The organism is Burkholderia sp. Tr-20355, assembly GCF_017104685.1.
Lineage (GTDB): Bacteria > Pseudomonadota > Gammaproteobacteria > Burkholderiales > Burkholderiaceae > Burkholderia > Burkholderia seminalis.
In genome coordinates this window covers 1-15,411 of record NZ_JAAGPK010000176.1, presented here as the reverse complement: position 1 = coordinate 15,411, position 15,411 = coordinate 1, and the positions used below count along the sequence as shown (strand labels likewise).

At 67.8% G+C, this 15,411-nt stretch carries 15 protein-coding genes and 1 pseudogene; 11 read left to right on the top strand and 5 right to left on the bottom strand.

All coding sequences use genetic code 11. The features are described 5' to 3' along the window. The 5 genes from G3N62_RS29595 to G3N62_RS29575 form a co-directional block, all read right to left on the bottom strand. Positions 1 to 407: biotin/lipoyl-containing protein (locus G3N62_RS29595; protein WP_346778208.1), on the bottom strand; the 407-nt coding region annotated here is incomplete at its 3' end. A 1-nt stretch (position 408) separates the two neighbouring features. Further along, on the bottom strand, positions 409 to 1,449 hold the full coding sequence (locus tag G3N62_RS29590; RefSeq protein ID WP_034186601.1) for an alpha-ketoacid dehydrogenase subunit beta: 1,041 nt from the start codon (positions 1,447 to 1,449) through the stop codon (positions 409 to 411). Between the two features lie 2 nt (positions 1,450 to 1,451). Next, positions 1,452 to 2,684: a 3-methyl-2-oxobutanoate dehydrogenase (2-methylpropanoyl-transferring) subunit alpha gene (locus G3N62_RS29585; RefSeq protein WP_034186600.1), complete on the bottom strand. Its 1,233-nt coding sequence runs from the start codon at positions 2,682 to 2,684 to the stop codon at positions 1,452 to 1,454. A 415-nt stretch (positions 2,685 to 3,099) separates the two neighbouring features. Next, positions 3,100 to 3,726, bottom strand: coding sequence for a flavin reductase family protein (locus G3N62_RS29580; RefSeq protein WP_124670427.1), 627 nt, complete (start codon positions 3,724 to 3,726; stop codon positions 3,100 to 3,102). A 195-nt stretch (positions 3,727 to 3,921) separates the two neighbouring features. Beyond that, a complete protein-coding gene (locus G3N62_RS29575; RefSeq protein WP_059560597.1) occupies positions 3,922 to 4,821 on the bottom strand; it encodes a LysR family transcriptional regulator in 900 nt (299 codons plus the stop codon). A 157-nt stretch (positions 4,822 to 4,978) separates the two neighbouring features. Between G3N62_RS29575 and G3N62_RS29570 the strand changes: the two genes are divergently transcribed. From G3N62_RS29570 to G3N62_RS29520, 11 genes and pseudogenes are all read left to right on the top strand, one after another. Continuing rightward, positions 4,979 to 6,100, top strand: coding sequence for an alkene reductase (locus tag G3N62_RS29570; RefSeq protein ID WP_124670428.1), 1,122 nt, complete (start codon positions 4,979 to 4,981; stop codon positions 6,098 to 6,100). Between the two features lie 76 nt (positions 6,101 to 6,176). After that, positions 6,177 to 6,605: a DoxX family protein gene (locus tag G3N62_RS29565; RefSeq protein ID WP_049033532.1), complete on the top strand. Its 429-nt coding sequence runs from the start codon at positions 6,177 to 6,179 to the stop codon at positions 6,603 to 6,605. A 102-nt stretch (positions 6,606 to 6,707) separates the two neighbouring features. After that, complete coding sequence (locus G3N62_RS29560) at positions 6,708 to 7,712, top strand: zinc-binding dehydrogenase (RefSeq protein WP_124670429.1); 1,005 nt, start codon at positions 6,708 to 6,710, stop codon at positions 7,710 to 7,712. A gap of 151 nt (positions 7,713 to 7,863) precedes the next feature. Beyond that, positions 7,864 to 8,040 carry a hypothetical protein gene (locus G3N62_RS36140; RefSeq protein WP_241013244.1) on the top strand — a complete coding sequence of 59 codons (177 nt, stop codon included), beginning with the start codon at positions 7,864 to 7,866 and terminating at the stop codon, positions 8,038 to 8,040. Positions 8,041 to 8,592: 552 nt separating this feature from the next. Next, complete coding sequence (locus G3N62_RS29550) at positions 8,593 to 9,618, top strand: substrate-binding domain-containing protein (protein ID WP_049033538.1); 1,026 nt, start codon at positions 8,593 to 8,595, stop codon at positions 9,616 to 9,618. Between the two features lie 63 nt (positions 9,619 to 9,681). Then, positions 9,682 to 10,710, top strand: coding sequence for an ABC transporter substrate-binding protein (locus G3N62_RS29545; protein ID WP_059560605.1), 1,029 nt, complete (start codon positions 9,682 to 9,684; stop codon positions 10,708 to 10,710). Between the two features lie 17 nt (positions 10,711 to 10,727). Further along, positions 10,728 to 11,552, top strand: coding sequence for an ABC transporter permease (locus G3N62_RS29540; protein WP_124670430.1), 825 nt, complete (start codon positions 10,728 to 10,730; stop codon positions 11,550 to 11,552). 10 nt (positions 11,553 to 11,562) lie between these two features. Beyond that, entirely contained in the window at positions 11,563 to 12,459 is an 897-nt protein-coding gene (locus tag G3N62_RS29535) for an ABC transporter permease subunit (protein ID WP_124670431.1), read from the top strand. A gap of 13 nt (positions 12,460 to 12,472) precedes the next feature. Further along, positions 12,473 to 13,504, top strand: coding sequence for an ABC transporter ATP-binding protein (locus G3N62_RS36460; RefSeq protein ID WP_124670432.1), 1,032 nt, complete (start codon positions 12,473 to 12,475; stop codon positions 13,502 to 13,504). A gap of 86 nt (positions 13,505 to 13,590) precedes the next feature. Beyond that, the gene (locus tag G3N62_RS29525; RefSeq protein WP_059560610.1) at positions 13,591 to 14,415 is read left to right on the top strand and encodes a phosphodiesterase; all 825 of its coding nucleotides are present in this window, start codon (positions 13,591 to 13,593) and stop codon (positions 14,413 to 14,415) included. A 153-nt stretch (positions 14,416 to 14,568) separates the two neighbouring features. Beyond that, positions 14,569 to 15,285: pseudogene (locus G3N62_RS29520) on the top strand (MFS transporter); the annotation flags it as partial. Between the last annotated feature and the right edge of the window lie 126 nt (positions 15,286 to 15,411).

Sequence of the window (15,411 nt, the reverse complement as noted above, 5' to 3'; positions counted from 1 at the left end):
GCCGCCGGTGCGTCACGACGCGGCCGCGCCGGAGCGTCGCTCGCCGTCGGCCGTGCAGGCGGCTCGGCCGGCACGTCGACCGCCGGCTTCGCCGGCGCCGCCGCGACCGGTGCGGTTGCTACCTTTGTTTCCCGCACCGGTGCGCCGGCCTTCAGGTTGCCGTCGCCTTCGACTTCGAGTCGAATCAGCTCGCTGCCGACCGCCATCATCTCGCCGATCCGGCCGCCCAGTTCGATCACCTTGCCCGTCACCGGCGACGGAATCTCGACCGCCGCCTTGTCGGTCATCACATCGGCGAGCGGCTGGTCTTCCTTGATCGTCTGCCCGACTGCCACATGCCAGGCCACCAGCTCGACCTCGGCGATCCCTTCGCCGATATCCGGCATCTTGATGACATGAATCCCCATTTCACGCCTCCATCACGCGTCGCAACGCTTCACCGACCCGGGCCGGCCCCGGAAAGTACGCCCATTCCTGCGCATGCGGATACGGCGTATCCCAGCCCGTCGTGCGCTCGACCGGCGCTTCGAGGTGGTAGAAGCAGTGTTCCTGAACCAGCGAAACGAGTTCCGCGCCGAAGCCGCAGGTGCGCGTCGCCTCGTGCACCACGACGCAGCGCCCGGTCTTGCGGACCGACGCGACGATCGTGTCGAGATCGAGCGGCCACAGCGTGCGCAGGTCGATCACCTCCGCGTCGATGCCCGTCTCCTCGGCGGCGGCGAGCGATACATGCACGGTCGTGCCGTACGTCAGCACCGTCACGTCGCTGCCGGGCCGCGCGATGGCGGCCGTGTCGAGCGGCACCGTGTAATAACCCTCGGGCACCGCGCTCGCCGGATGCTTGAGCCACGACGTGACCGGCCGTTCGTGATGGCCGTCGAACGGCCCGTTGTACAACCGCTTCGGCTCGAGGAAGATCACCGGATCGTCGTTTTCGATCGACGCGATCAGCAGCCCTTTCGCGTCGTACGGATTCGACGGCATCACCGTGCGCAGCCCGCACACCTGCGTGAACATCGCCTCCGGGCTCTGGCTGTGCGTCTGGCCGCCGTAGATGCCGCCGCCGCACGGCATCCGGATCGTCATCGGCGCGGTGAACTGGCCGGCCGAGCGATAGCGCAGCCGCGCGCCTTCCGACACGATCTGGTCCGACGCCGGGTAGAAATAGTCGGCGAACTGGATCTCGCACACCGGGCGCAGCCCGTACGCGCCCATTCCGACCGCCGCGCCGACGATCCCGCCTTCGGAGATCGGCGCATCGAACACGCGCGACTTGCCGTATTTGTTCTGCAGTCCTTCGGTACAGCGGAACACCCCGCCGAAATAACCGACGTCCTGCCCGAACACGACCACGTCGCTGTCGCGGCCGAGCATCACGTCCATCGCGGAGCGCAGCGCCTGGATCATCGTCATCGGCTGCGTCGCCGTGTCTGTCTCATGTTGCGCCATGATCATGCTCCCAGTTCCTGGCGCTGACGGCGCAGGTGCGCGGGCAGCTCCTTGTACACGTCGTCGAACATCGAGGCCGGCGACGGAATCCGGTCGTCGGCCAGCGTCCCGTATTGCTCCGCTTCCTTCTGCGCGGCAATCACCTCGGCCTCGAGTTCGGCCGTCAGCGCCTCGTGTGCGCTGTCCGACCAGATGCCCTTCGCGATCAGGTGACGCTTGAAACGCTCGATCGGGTCGCCGAGCGGGAAATGGGACCAGTCGTCGCTCGGCCGGTACTTGGTCGGATCGTCCGACGTCGAATGCGCGCCCGCGCGGTAGGTCACCCACTCGATCAGCGTCGGGCCGAGATTGCGGCGCGCGCGTTCGGCGGCCCAGCTCGACGCCGCGTAGATCGCGAGGAAGTCGTTGCCGTCGACGCGCAGCGATGCGATCCCGCAGCCGACGCCGCGCCCCGCGAAGGTCGTGCCTTCGCCGCCCGCGATCGCCTGGAACGTCGAGATCGCCCACTGGTTGTTGACGACGTTCAACACGACCGGCGCGCGGTACACGTGCGCGAACGTGAGCGCGGTATGGAAGTCGGCTTCGGCCGTCGCGCCGTCGCCGATCCACGCGGACGCGATCTTCGTGTCGCCCTTGATCGCCGACGCCATCGCCCAGCCGACCGCCTGGATGAACTGCGTCGCGAGGTTGCCGGAAATGGAGAAGAAGCCCGCTTCGCGGTCGGAATACATCACCGGAAGCTGGCGGCCTTTCAGCGGGTCGCCTTCGTTCGACATCAGCTGGCAGATCATCCGTTCGAGCGGCACGTCGCGCGCGATCAGGATGCTCTGCTGCCGGTAGGTCGGGAAGCACATGTCGCCGTCGCGCAGCGCCATCGCGTGCGCGGTGCCGATCGCCTCCTCGCCGAGGCTCAACATGTAGAAGGAGATTTTCTTCTGGCGCTGCGCGATCATCATGCGCGCGTCGAAAATGCGGGTCTTGAGCATCGCGCGCAGCCCGGCGATCAGTCGCGCGTCGTCGAGCTCCGGCGCCCACGGGCCGACGGCCTGGCCGCTGTCGTCGAGCACGCGCACGAGGCTGCGGGCGAGATTGGCGGTGTCCGCCGCGGCCACGTCGATCGGCGGGCGGCGGACCGCGCCGGCCGGCGATAGATGCAGATAGGAAAAATCCGTCTTGCAGCCCGGACGCCCGGTGGGCTCCGGCACATGCAGACGCAATGGCTCTGACAGGCTCATCGTGTCGTCTCCACGCTCGATTGTGTCTCACGCTGTTGGGAACGCGCGGCCGGTTGCCGGCCTGCGCGCGGGTTGGCGCGCGGATAAGCGCGTCAACCTTGGAAATCTATGCCTTGCGGCGCCGGGCGTCGATGTCCAAGCCGCTCGTTCGTCGTGAGCAGATTTGCCATGGCAGAGGTCCACGGCGCGCGTGGGGCGGGCGGAACCGGCCAAGGATGTGGTTGCTGCAGTGCAAGACCGCCGAGCCGGCCGCGATCGGGCATCGGGCATCGGGCATCGGGGGCGGACGAATCGGCCCGTCCCTCTCATGCGAGGGTACGAAGCAAAAGACCCCGCGACATCGTTGCGCTGCGCGGGGTCCTTTCAGGTTCGGGCGCTTCGGCGCCCGGTCGCCGGCTTGCGCCGGCGCGATCGATCACGCGGCGGGACGGAAAATGTCGAAGCGACTGTCGGGCTTTACGTGCACGTAGGCCGACGGACCGCCCGCACGAAGAATGATGCCGGCGCCAAACGTGTCGAAGATGCCGTCCTTCAGCAGGTCGTGGCGGATATGGACGGCGATGACTTCGCCCAGCACGAGCGTTGCCGGCGTTTCGACACCGTGATGGTCGCGCAGCCGAATCACGTCGGTCACCTTGCATTCGAAGTTGACGCCGCTTTCCGCGACGCGCGGCACGTTGACGAGGCGCGACGGCACCGCGGTCAAGCCGCCGAGTTCGAACTCGTTCACGTCGTACGGCACGGCGGCGCAGGTCTGGTTCATCCGCTCGGCGAGCTCGCGCGTCGCGAGGTTCCACACGAACTCGCCCGTCTCCTGCACGTTGCGCAGGCTGTCCTTGGCGCCGGTACTCGAAAAGCCGATGATCGGCGGGCGATAGTTGAACGCGTTGAAGAAGCTGTATGGCGCGAGGTTGAGTGTGCCGTCGCTGCCGCGAGAAGAGATCCAGCCGATCGGGCGCGGGCCCACGATCGCGTTCAACGGATCGTGCGGCAGGCCGTGGCCTTGCGAGGGTTCGTAATAGTGATGGGTCGAGTCGGTCATGACGATGTTTTTGCGTGACGCAAACGATGTTGGAGGCGGTCGGCGGGACGCGTGTGCCGATGGCGACCCACGCGTCCGGTACGACGGGCGTCGCCAGTATCACATGACGCCGTTTTTGCCGCAGCGCAGCGGCAACGCCAATGAAGGCTTCGCGTGTCCCGGTGCCCGCGTTGTGCCGGTGCACGGCGTCGCGCTTCAGGCGTCCGGTTCGCCGGGACGCGTCAGATGGTCGATCAGCCACTGCGTCGCGGGTCCGCACGCACGATCGGCCCGCCTGATCAACGACAGGCCGTATCGAAACACCTCGCGATCCGACAACCGCACGACGGCCAGCCGGCCTTGTCGCAAGTCATCGTCGACCAAATGCATCGGCATCGAGCCCCAGCCGAGCCCCTCGAGCAACAAGCGATGCTTGGCGCCGAGGTCCGCAGTCTTCCATGTGCGGGTCGCATAAACGCCGAACGACTGCCCTTCGGTCAGTTTGCTGCGGTCCGTCAACACGAGTTGCGTATATTCGCGCGCCTCGGACAGAGCAACACGCCCGCGGCGCTGCGCGAGCGGATGCGTGGGCGCAGCGACCGTGACCAGCTCGATCGAGCCCATGGACGTTGCATCGATGGCATCAGGCCAGTTTTGCGCAGGCCCGCTGATGCCGAGGGCGCATCCGCCGTCGACCACCAGCTTCATCACCCCACCGAGCGCTTCGATGGTGAGGTTGAGCGCGACCGTCGGAAATTCGTCGGCGAACGCGCCCAACCCATCGACGAGTCTCGCCAGTGGAAACATCACGTCCACCGCCAGCGACAGTTCTGCTTCCACGCCTCCGCGCAACCCGGCGGTTTTGGCCAGCAACTGGCCTGCCAGCATGTCGAGCCGCCGGGCGTCGGCCAGGACGATTTCACCAGCCGCCGTCAACGTCGGCCGCCGCTTGCCACGTTCGAACAGCGGCACGCCGAGCAACGACTCGAGATTGGCGATCGCGTAACTGACGACGGATTGGGCGCGCTCGAGCCGCCGGGCCGCGCCGGAAAAACTGCCGGCTTCGACAACCGCGATGAACGCGCGCAATTGATCCAGATTGGGGCTTCGCTCCATGATCCATCAAGAAAATGGATTTTAACGATCCATTTTAGACGATTGTTTAGATTACAGCCTTCTCCTAAATTCCTGCTCAGCAGCGTTCGAAGCGCGTATGCCGGACATCCCGGATCGCGCCTCGGCGCCCCCGTGAACACCACAGGAAAATCGAATCATGACGCTCGACAGTTCCCTTTCCCGCCGTTCGGAAACGGCCGGCCCCACGTTGTTCGACCCACTCGAGCTAGGCCCGGTCACGCTCGGGAACCGCATCGTGATGGCACCGATGACGCGCAGCCGCGCCGGCGCTGGCGATGCGCCCGGCGCGATCAATGCCGTCTACTACGCCCAGCGCGCGTCCGCCGGCCTGATCGTTACGGAAGGCACGCAGATCTCCTCGCAGGGCAAGGGTTATCCGTCCACGCCGGGGATTTACAGCGATGCGCAGATCGCCGGCTGGAAGCGGGTGACCGATGCCGTGCATCGCGAAGGCGGCCGCATCTTTGTCCAGCTCGCGCACGTCGGGCGCATCGGCCACCCGGATCTGCAGCCCGACGGCGCACTACCCGTCGCGCCGTCGGCCATTCGACCGGACGGCCAGGCATTCACGCCGAGCGGCCCGCAACCGCATCCCGTGCCACGCGCGCTCGACACGCACGAAATTCCCCGCATCGTCGAGCAATACGCGCAAGCGGCACATGCCGCGTTGCAGGCAGGCTTCGATGGTGTCGAAATTCACGCGGGAAACGGCTATCTGCTCGACCAGTTCCTGCGCGACGGCACGAACCGGCGCACGGACCCGTACGGCGGCACGATCGACAAGCGTATCCGGCTGCCGCTCGACGTCGTGCGCGCGGTCGGGCATGTCGTGGGCCCCGGTCGCGTGGGCGTCCGCATTTCTCCGGTCACGCCGTATTTCGGCGGCATCGCGGACAGCCACCCGCAGGCGCTGTTTGACCGGTTCGCCGACCGGCTCACCGGTCTCGCGGCCTACCTGCATGTCGTCGAAGGCATTCCCCAGGTGGCGGCCGATCAGGCGCCGCCGTTCGACTATCGCGCATTGCGCCGTGCCTTCGGTGGACTCTACGTCGCTAACGGCGGCTACACGAAAGCGCGTGCGCAACAGGCACTGGACGAGGGCAGTGCCGATCTCGTGTCGTTCGGTTACCCGTTCATCGCGAACCCCGATCTGGTGACGCGCATTCGACACGATCGCCCGCTCGCGCAGGCCGACATGTCCACCGCTTACGGCGGCGGCGAGGCCGGCTATACCGACTATCCGGCGCTCGACGCATAAGCGGAAAGCCGCTCGACAGCACAAAGATCACCCGCCAGGATCAGCGATCCATCCACCCAATAATTACGGATTCCATATGATTAATTCGATCAATCGCACACTCTACCGGACGGCCGTGCAAACGCCCGTCGTCAACATCCTGCTCTCCGTGCTCGTACGGCTTCTCATCGCCGGCGTCTATCTCGGCGCGGGGATCAGCAAGGTCTTCAACTATGCGGGCACCCGGCTATACATGGAGCACATGGGCGTATCGGGCGCGCTGCTTCCGCTCGTGATCGTCGTCGAGGTCGCCGGCGGCCTGGCGCTGATCACGGGCTTCATGACACGGCTCGCGGCGCTCGGACTCGCGATCTTCTCGATCATCGCCGCGGCGATCTTCCACGGCGGCGGCGACCAGACTCAGCAGACGTTCTTCATGATGAACCTGTCGATGGCAGGCGGTCTGCTCGCACTCGTCCTGAACGGAGCCGGTCGTGTCGCGTTCGATCGCGCTCAACCGGACTGATCCGCCGGGCATCGGGCAACACGCCTCCACTGCGCGGCCGGAGCCAGCCCGCGCTTCATTCATCCCCGGGGGCGAGCCCCCCTTTGCAAGCGAGATTTTTTCATGAGCAGCATGCATGCCATCCAGATCGACCGTGTCGGCGATCCTTCCGTCCTCCGTCCGGTCGTGATCGAGCGTCCGACGCCTGCCGCCGACGAGGTTCTCGTGCGGGTCACGCGTGTCGGACTGAACTTCGCGGAAACGCTGCAACGCGCCGGCACCTATCCGGGTCCGGCGCTGACGCTGCCGGCAGTGCCGGGCTCGGAAGTCGTCGGCACCGTCGCTGCCGTGGGCGCGGATGTCCGGAATATCCAGATCGGCGCGCGCGTCGCGGCGCCGCTGTTCGGCGCGATGCGCGCGACCGGGGGCTACGCCGAATACGTGACGCTCGGCGCCGCGCTGATTACCGCGATTCCCGACGAAGTCTCCGACGACGACGCGGTCGCCGTGATGCTGCAGGGGCTGGTGGCCCGCGTGCTGCTGCGCGAGACGCCCGTGGCCGCACGCACGGTCGCGATCACCGCCGCAGCCGGCGGCGTCGGTTCACTGCTGATCCAGCTGGCGAGACTCGACGGAGCACGCTCGATCGTGGGCCTCGCGGGTTCAACGGACAAGTTGCGGGTAGTACGCGCGCTCGGCGCAGATCAAGCCATCAGCTATCGCGACGGCGACTGGGCCGACGGGTTGCGCACGGCGCTCGGCGGCACCGGACCCGACGTCGTGTTCGATTCGATTGGCGGAACGGTGGCCCGCACGCTTGCATCCGGCCTCGCGACATACGGCCGCTTCGTCAGCTATGGCGCGGCCAGCGGCCAGTTGCTCACGGTCGACGAAACCCTGATGAATATACTGATCTTCGGCTGCCGTTCGCTGTCCGGCTTCGCGCTTCATGCGTTCCTCACCAACGACGTCGTGCACAGGGCCCTCGTTGAACTGTTCGGCTTGCTGGCAACCGGCAAGCTGAAACCGCTGATCGGCGGCAGCTATGGATTCGACGCGATCGCCGACGCGCATCGGGCACTCGAAAGCGGTCAAACGACCGGCAAGCTGATATTGCGCGTCGAATGAGTAGGTGATGCACCGCGGCCGACCTGTGCCGGGATATCGCGCTCGCATCATCGGAAACGAGCCATGCGAACGGGCAGGTCTCGGATGGCCGGGGATCTGCCAACGCTTCACCAGCGGCAACATCCGTCCCCGACACCGCAGCCTCCGACGAATGGCCACGCCGCACAAACAAAAAACCCGCGAGCGCTTCAATTCTCGCGGGTTTTTTCAGACCTTCATCGAAACGCATCGAAGCGATCGTGGTGCCGGGGACCGGACTCGAACCGGCAAGCCAGTTAAGGCGGCGGATTTTCGTCACACTGCTTCTTTCAAAGCCGGCGTCGCGTAAGCGAAGCCGTTCGTGCGCTGGACTATGCCTTCACCGTCGCGCGCGGGCGTGACCGCTGCCCGTGCGCCTTAGGCGCCCCCCGTCTAGTCTCTACACCTTCCTCGCGGATGCCGCGAGGCTTGGCTCGGCGTTGCCTCGATGCGCGCATCAGGGGTTTCGCCGAATTTGAAGGGTTCTGCACCGACCGTTTCCGGCCGGGCACTCAATCGTTTAAGTCCGCTATGTTTACCAATTTCATCACCCCGGCAAGAGGGCGGACGCGATTCTACCATTGCTTGCGCATGCGTTCCCTTATTCTGCCGCACCGCATCGCGACACCGGCCGCCGTCGCGCGGATGCACTCCCGCCCGCTCGCCGTCGCTACGACAGGGCCGCCGGTTTCGTCGCGCGCCGCGCCCTCCCCGCTACAATCGAGCCCGCGTCGTCCGACGGCCCCAACCGTCTGACGTTTGTATCGTGCTTTTTTGCGAAACAAGCGTCGCGTGCGTCATCGCGAAGTCACAAACGTTTTCGATAATTCCCTCGCCGAAAACGTTTACATCGCGTTATTTCATGACCTCGACCATCAAGGACGTCGCTGCCCTCGCGGGCTTCTCGATCGCCACCGTCTCGCGCGCGATCAACGCCCCGCATACCGTCAGCCCCGCCACGCTGCAGACGATCCGCACCGCGATCGATACGCTGCAGTTCCGCCCGAGCCCGCTCGGCCGGCAACTGCGCGGCGAACGCACGCGACTCGTCGGCGTCGTCGTGCCGACGCTGTCGAACCCCGTGTTCGCCGACTGCCTGCAAGGCATCGACGCGCTCGCGACCGCGGCCGGCTTCAAGCTGATCGTGATGACGACCGAGTACGACGCCGCGCGCGAACGCCATGCGATCGAGACGCTGCGCGAGCAGCGCGTCGAAGGGCTGATCCTCACCGTCGCCGACGCGGACACGCACCCGCTGCTCGACATGCTCGACCGCGACGGCCCGCACTACGTGCTGATGCACAACGACACGCAACGCCGCCCGTCGGTGTCGGTCGACAACCGCCGTGCCGCCTACGACGGCGTGCGGCTGCTGATCGCGCGCGGCCACCGCCGCGTGCTGATGCTGGCCGGTTCGCTCGCCGCGTCGGATCGCGCGCGCCAGCGTCATCTCGGCTATGCGCAGGCCCTCCAGGAAAGTGGCATGGCCACGCTGCCGCCGGTCGAGGTCGACTTCAACGCACCCGAGCTGCCCGAAGCCGTGCTCGCGCATCTCACCGCGCACGCCACACGCCCGACCGCCCTCTTCTGCAGCAACGACCTGCTCGCGATGGTCGTGATGCGCGGCCTGCGCCGCGCCGGCTTCTCGATTCCCGACGACCTGTCGGTACTCGGCTTCGACGGGATCGCGATCGGCGAACTGCTCGCGCCGCCGCTCGCGAGCGTGGCGACGCCGAACCGCGACATCGGCCGTCACGCGTGGCGGCGTCTCGTCGAATGCATCGGCGGCACGACGCTCGAGCGCACGTCGCTGATCCTGCCGCATGCGGTGCGCGACGGCGCGACGGTCGCACCGCCGTCCATCGATCTGCAACGGCGCCAGGCCTGAACGCAGGCCGCCCCCGACAACCCCACCACCCCAGCGCACCACCCACTCGCCCGGAGACCCACCGTGTCCTTTCGCCTGACCTCGCTGCTGCGCGCGCTTGCCGCGCCGCTTGCCCTTGCCGCGCTCGTCGCCGGCGCGCCCGCCGCCCACGCCGACGAAACGGCGATCTGCTACAACTGCCCGCCGGAATGGGCCGACTGGGCCGCGCAGATCGCGGCGATCAAGCAGAAGACCGGCATCCGCGTGCCGTTCGACAACAAGAATTCGGGCCAGTCGATCGCGCAGCTGATCGCCGAACAGAAGAGCCCGGTCGCCGACGTCGTCTACCTCGGCGTGTCGTCGGCCTTCCAGGCGAAGGACAAGGGCGTGATCGCGCCGTACAAGCCCGCGCACTGGAACGACATTCCCGCGAACCTGAAGGATCCGCAAGGCTACTGGTTCGCGATCCACTCGGGCACGCTCGGCTTCTTCGTGAACAAGGACGCGCTCGACGGCAAGCCGGTGCCGCGTTCGTGGGCCGATCTGCTGAAACCCGAATACAAGGGCATGGTCGGTTATCTCGATCCGTCGAGCGCCTTCGTCGGTTATGCCGGCGCGGTCGCCGTCAACCAGGCGTTGGGCGGCAGCCTCGACAACTTCAAGCCGGCCCTCGACTGGTTCCGCAAGCTGAAGGCGAACGCGCCGATCGTGCCGAAACAGACTGCGTATGCACGCGTGCTGTCCGGCGAGATTCCGATCCTGCTCGACTACGACTTCGATGCGTATCGTGCGAAGTACAAGGACAGCGCGAACGTCGAGTTCGTGATTCCGAAGGAAGGCACGATCGCCGTGCCGTACGTGATGAGCCTCGTGAAGGGTGCGCCGCACGACGCGAACGGCAGGAAAGTGCTCGACTTCGTGCTGTCGGACGAAGGCCAGAAGCTGTGGGCCAACGCCTACCTGCGCCCGGTACGCGCGCAGGCGCTCGGCGCCGACGTCGCCGCGAAGTTCCTGCCGGCGAGCGAGTACGCACGCGCGAAATCGGTCGACTTCGGCAAGATGGCGGCCGGCCAGCAGGCGTTCGGCCAGCAGTACCTGCAGGTGATGCAGTAAGCGGCAGGACACAATCGATGCTCGACCTGACTTTTCCGCTGCGCTGGCGCGTCGCGCTCGTCGCGCCGGCGCTGGCGGTGTTCGCCGCGTTCTGGCTGCTGCCGATGGCGGCGCTCGTGCAGGTATCCGCCGACGGCGCGTTCCTGTCGCACTACGCGGCGCTGCTCGGCAATGCACGTTACATGAAGAGCCTCGGCGAGACGGTCGCGCTGTCCGCGGGCGTCACGCTCGCGACGCTCGCGCTGTCGACGATCTCGGGCCTCCTGCTCGCGCGCCGCGAGTTCGCCGGCAAGCGCGTGCTGCTCGCGCTGCTCACGTTTCCGCTCGCGTTCCCGGGCGTCGTCGTCGGCTTCATGGTGATCATGCTCGCCGGCCGCCAGGGGCTGATCGGCATGCTGTCGGCAAAGCTCACCGGCGACAAATGGGTATTCGCGTACTCGGTCGCGGGCCTGTTCGTCGGCTACCTGTACTTCTCGATTCCGCGCGTGATCGTCACCGTGATCGCGGCCGCGTCGAAGCTCGATGCGTCGCTCGAGGAAGCCGCGCGTTCGCTCGGCGCGTCGCCGTGGCGCATCTTCGTCGACATCGTGCTGCCCGCGCTCGCGCCCGGGCTGATCGCGGCCGGCGCGATCTGCTTCGCGACCGCGATGGGCGCCTTCGGCACCGCCTTCACGCTCGCCACCGACCTGAACGTGCTGCCGATGACGATCTATACCGAATTCACGCTGAACGCGAACATCGCGACGGCGGCCGGCCTGTCGATCGTGCTCGGCATCGTCACCTGGACCGTGCTCGCGCTCGCGCGCCGTTTCACCGGCCACACCGCCGCCGCCGCGGCCTGAGGATTCCCGCATGCAATCGCTTTCCAGCTCCTCCGCGCCGTCACCGGCGCCCGCTCCCGCGCAGGCGAACGGCGTCGCGCGGCGCGCGCCGCACGTCACGGGCGCGCGCGCGATCGCCGCGCTGCAATGGGGCGTCACGCTGCTGCTGTGCGCGTTCCTGATCGTGCCCGTCGGGATGTCCGTGCTCGCGGGCCTGACCGTCAACTATTTCCGCGGCCTGTCGAGCGGCCTCACGCTGCGCTGGCTCGAACAGGTGTGGCAGCAGTATCACGGCTCGGTCGCGCTGTCGCTCGAAGTCGCGTTCGCGACGCTCGCGATCGTGCTCGTCGCCGGCGTGCCGGCCGGCTATGCGCTCGCGCGCAGCAAGAGCCGCGTCGCACGCGCGATCGAGGAGGCGCTCGTGCTGCCGGTCGCGCTGCCCGGGCTCGCGTCGGCACTCGCGCTGCTGGTCGTGTACGGCGGCTTCACCGCGTTCCGGATGAGCCTGTGGTTCATCGTCGTCGGCCACGTCGTGTTCACGCTGCCGTTCATGGTGCGCGCGGTGGCCGCCGTCGCGGCCGGCGCCGACCTGCGCACGCTCGAGGAAGGCGCGGCGAGCCTCGGCGCGTCGTTCGTCACGCGCTTCGTCACGATCGTGCTGCCGAACCTGCGCCCCGGCATCGTCGCGGGCGCGCTCGCGGTGCTCACGCTGTCGATCGGCGAATTCAACCTCACGTGGATGCTGCACACGCCCGACACCAAGACACTGCCGGTCGGGCTCGCCGATACCTATGCGTCGCTGCGCCTCGAAGTCGGCAGCGCGTACACGATCCTGTTCCTGCTGATGACGCTGCCGCTCCTCGTCGCGATGCAGTGGCTCGGCGTCGATCCGTCCGGCACACGTGCGCTCAAGCAGCGCCCGCGCTGAATTTTTCGCAGATATGAAACTCGATTCCACTCCCATCACGCTGACCCATTGCGCGAAGACGTTCCGCGGCACGCGCGTACTCGAACCGCTCGACCTGTCGATCGGCGCGGGCGAGACACTCGTGCTGCTCGGGCCGTCAGGCTGCGGCAAGACGACCACGCTACGCCTGATCGCGGGCCTCGACACGCCGGACGCCGGCGGCACGATCGCGTTCGGCAACGACGACGTCACCGCGCTGCCGATCGAGCGCCGGCAGGTCGGCATGGTGTTCCAGAACTATGCGCTGTTTCCGAACCTGACGGTGCGCGGCAACGTCGGCTACGGGCTGAAGATCCGCAAGACCGAGCCGCGCGCGCTGCGTGAACGCGTCGACGAACTGCTCGCGATGATGCGGCTCGACGCGCATGCGGACAAGCCGGTCGACCAGCTGTCGGGCGGCCAGCGCCAGCGCGTCGCGCTGGCCCGCGCGCTCGCGGTGCGGCCGCGCGTGCTGCTGCTCGACGAACCGCTGACCGCGCTCGACGCGAAACTGCGCGACGTGCTGCGCCGCGAGATGAACACGCTGCTGCGCGAGCTCGGCGTGACGACCGTCTACGTGACGCACGACCAGGCCGAGGCGATGGAACTCGGCGACCGGATCGTCGTGATGGGCGCGGGCCGCATCGAGCAGATCGGCACGCCGCGCGACATTTACTACCACCCGGCGAACCGCACCGTCGCACAGTTCATCGGCACGCTGAACCGGCTCGCCGGGCAATGGCGCGACGGCGCGCTGGTGACGACGGGCGGCGCGATCGCGACGCCGCACGCCGCCGACGAATGGTTCTTCCGCCCGGAGGACGCGCAGCTCGCCGATCCCGCGCATGCGCCGCTGCGCGGCGCGGTCGGCGCGTGCGCGTTCCTCGGCGAGCGCACGCGGCTCACGATCGAACACGCGGCACCCGATGCGCTCGTGATCGACGTGCCGGGCCGCATCGCGCTCGCACGCGGCACGGCGGTCGGCCTCACGATCGCACCGGAAGGCCTGATCGCGCTCGGCGCGTGACCCGTCGTTCGGGCATCATTCCTGCAGCCCCCACCGCGGCGCACGACAGCGCCGCGACAACAAACAGACGATTCCGAGGAACGACGATGCTGCTTGCTCAAATCAGCGATCTCCACATCAAGCGTCCGGGCCAGCTCGCGTACCGGCGTGTCGACACGGCGGCCGCGCTTGCGCGCTGCATCGCGAAGCTGAACGCGCTCGAGCCGCGTCCCGACGCCGTGCTCGTTACCGGCGACCTGACCGACTTCGGCCACGACGAAGAGTACGGCAACCTGCGCGGGCTGCTCGCGGCGCTCGAGATTCCGTACTACCTGATGATCGGCAACCACGACGACCGCGCCGGGCTGCGCCGTGCGTTTGCCGCGCGCGCCGAATTGCAGGACGGCGCATTCGTGCAGTACGCGCTCGACGTCGGCGCGGTGCGCGTGCTCGCGCTCGATTCGCAGGTGCCCGGCGCGAGTCACGGCGATCTGTGCGACGCACGGCTCGCGTGGCTCGCCGCGCAGCTCGACGCCGCACGCGACCGGCCGGTGATCGTCGCGCTGCATCACCCGCCGTTCGTGGCGGGCATCGGCCATATGGACAAGCTGCGCCTCGCGCCGGCCGCTGCCGCGAAACTCGACGCGCTGCTGCGCGGTCATCCGAACGTCGAGCGGGTGCTGTGCGGCCACGTGCACCGCACGATGTTCACGCGCTTCGGCGGCACGCTCGCGGCGGCGGTGCCGTCGCCCGCGCATCAGGTGGCGTTCGACCTGCGGGCCGACGCGCCGTCCGCGTTCCGGCTCGAACCGCCGGCGTTCGCGGTCCATCGTTATGCGCCCGATACGGGGATGACGTCGCATCACGTGTACGTCGACGAAGGCGCCGGCCCGTATCCGTTCTACGAACCGACGGGCGAACTGGTCGACTGACGGCTTGCGGCACGCACGGCGGCGGGCGGCGGCCGGTTCGCCGCCTGCCCGGCAGGATTCGCGTCGCTCCGGTATGATCGGCAGCCTCGACCGGCGCTCGGCCCGCCTGTGCACCCGACGCTCGCCACGCCGTCCAACTCCGTCCGCGCAGCCATGTCCACCGCCTCCACCGACCGTCCGACCGACACCGCCTCGCCCCACTACTCGCGCAGCCTGCTGTTGCTGCTCGCGACGATCGCGGGCGTATCGGTCGCGAACATCTACTACAACCAGCCGCTGCTCGACAGCTTCCGCTCGACTTTTCCCGACGGCGCGTCATGGATCGGCGCGGTGCCGACCGCGACGCAGCTCGGTTATGCCGCCGGCATGTTCCTGCTCGCGCCGCTCGGCGACCGGTTCGACCGCCGCGGGCTGATCCTGATGCAGATCGCCGGCCTGTCGGTCGCGCTGATCGTGGCGGCCACCGCGCCGTCGCTGGCCGTACTCGCCGCCGCGAGCCTCGCGATCGGCGTCCTCGCGACCATCGCGCAGCAGGCCGTGCCGTTCGCCGCCGAAATCGCGCCGCCCGCCGAACGCGGGCATGCAGTCGGCACCGTGATGAGCGGCCTGCTGCTCGGCATCCTGCTCGCGCGCACGGCCGCCGGTTTCGTCGCCGAGTATTTCGGCTGGCGCGCGGTGTTCGCCGCGTCGGTCGCGGCACTCGTCGTGCTCGCCGCCGTGATCGTGATGCGGCTGCCGCGCAGTTCGCCGACGTCGACGCTGTCGTACGGCAAGCTGCTCGGCTCGATGTGGCATCTGGCCGTCGAACTGCGCGGGCTGCGCGAGGCGTCGCTGACGGGTGCCGCGCTGTTCGCGGCGTTCAGCGCGTTCTGACCCATGCTGACGCATCGACTGATCCGCGCATACGCGCTCTATACGCTGGGGTTTCTCGGGTTCGTGCTGCTGATGTGGCGGATCGAGCGCGCGACCGGTTCGGGCGTCTGGATCGGCTATGTG

Excerpts from the sequence above, each read along its gene's own strand:
- G3N62_RS29590 (WP_034186601.1), bottom strand. The coding sequence starts at position 1,449 with ATGGCGCAACATGAGACAGACACGGCGACGCAGCCGATGACGATGATC.
- G3N62_RS29585 (WP_034186600.1), bottom strand. The coding sequence starts at position 2,684 with ATGAGCCTGTCAGAGCCATTGCGTCTGCATGTGCCGGAGCCCACCGGG.
- G3N62_RS29580 (WP_124670427.1), bottom strand. The coding sequence starts at position 3,726 with ATGACCGACTCGACCCATCACTATTACGAACCCTCGCAAGGCCACGGC.
- G3N62_RS29575 (WP_059560597.1), bottom strand. The coding sequence starts at position 4,821 with ATGGAGCGAAGCCCCAATCTGGATCAATTGCGCGCGTTCATCGCGGTT.
- G3N62_RS29570 (WP_124670428.1), top strand. The coding sequence starts at position 4,979 with ATGACGCTCGACAGTTCCCTTTCCCGCCGTTCGGAAACGGCCGGCCCC.
- G3N62_RS29565 (WP_049033532.1), top strand. The coding sequence starts at position 6,177 with ATGATTAATTCGATCAATCGCACACTCTACCGGACGGCCGTGCAAACG.
- G3N62_RS29560 (WP_124670429.1), top strand. The coding sequence starts at position 6,708 with ATGAGCAGCATGCATGCCATCCAGATCGACCGTGTCGGCGATCCTTCC.
- G3N62_RS36140 (WP_241013244.1), top strand. The coding sequence starts at position 7,864 with ATGGCCACGCCGCACAAACAAAAAACCCGCGAGCGCTTCAATTCTCGC.
- G3N62_RS29550 (WP_049033538.1), top strand. The coding sequence starts at position 8,593 with ATGACCTCGACCATCAAGGACGTCGCTGCCCTCGCGGGCTTCTCGATC.
- G3N62_RS29540 (WP_124670430.1), top strand. The coding sequence starts at position 10,728 with ATGCTCGACCTGACTTTTCCGCTGCGCTGGCGCGTCGCGCTCGTCGCG.
- G3N62_RS29535 (WP_124670431.1), top strand. The coding sequence starts at position 11,563 with ATGCAATCGCTTTCCAGCTCCTCCGCGCCGTCACCGGCGCCCGCTCCC.
- G3N62_RS36460 (WP_124670432.1), top strand. The coding sequence starts at position 12,473 with ATGAAACTCGATTCCACTCCCATCACGCTGACCCATTGCGCGAAGACG.
- G3N62_RS29525 (WP_059560610.1), top strand. The coding sequence starts at position 13,591 with ATGCTGCTTGCTCAAATCAGCGATCTCCACATCAAGCGTCCGGGCCAG.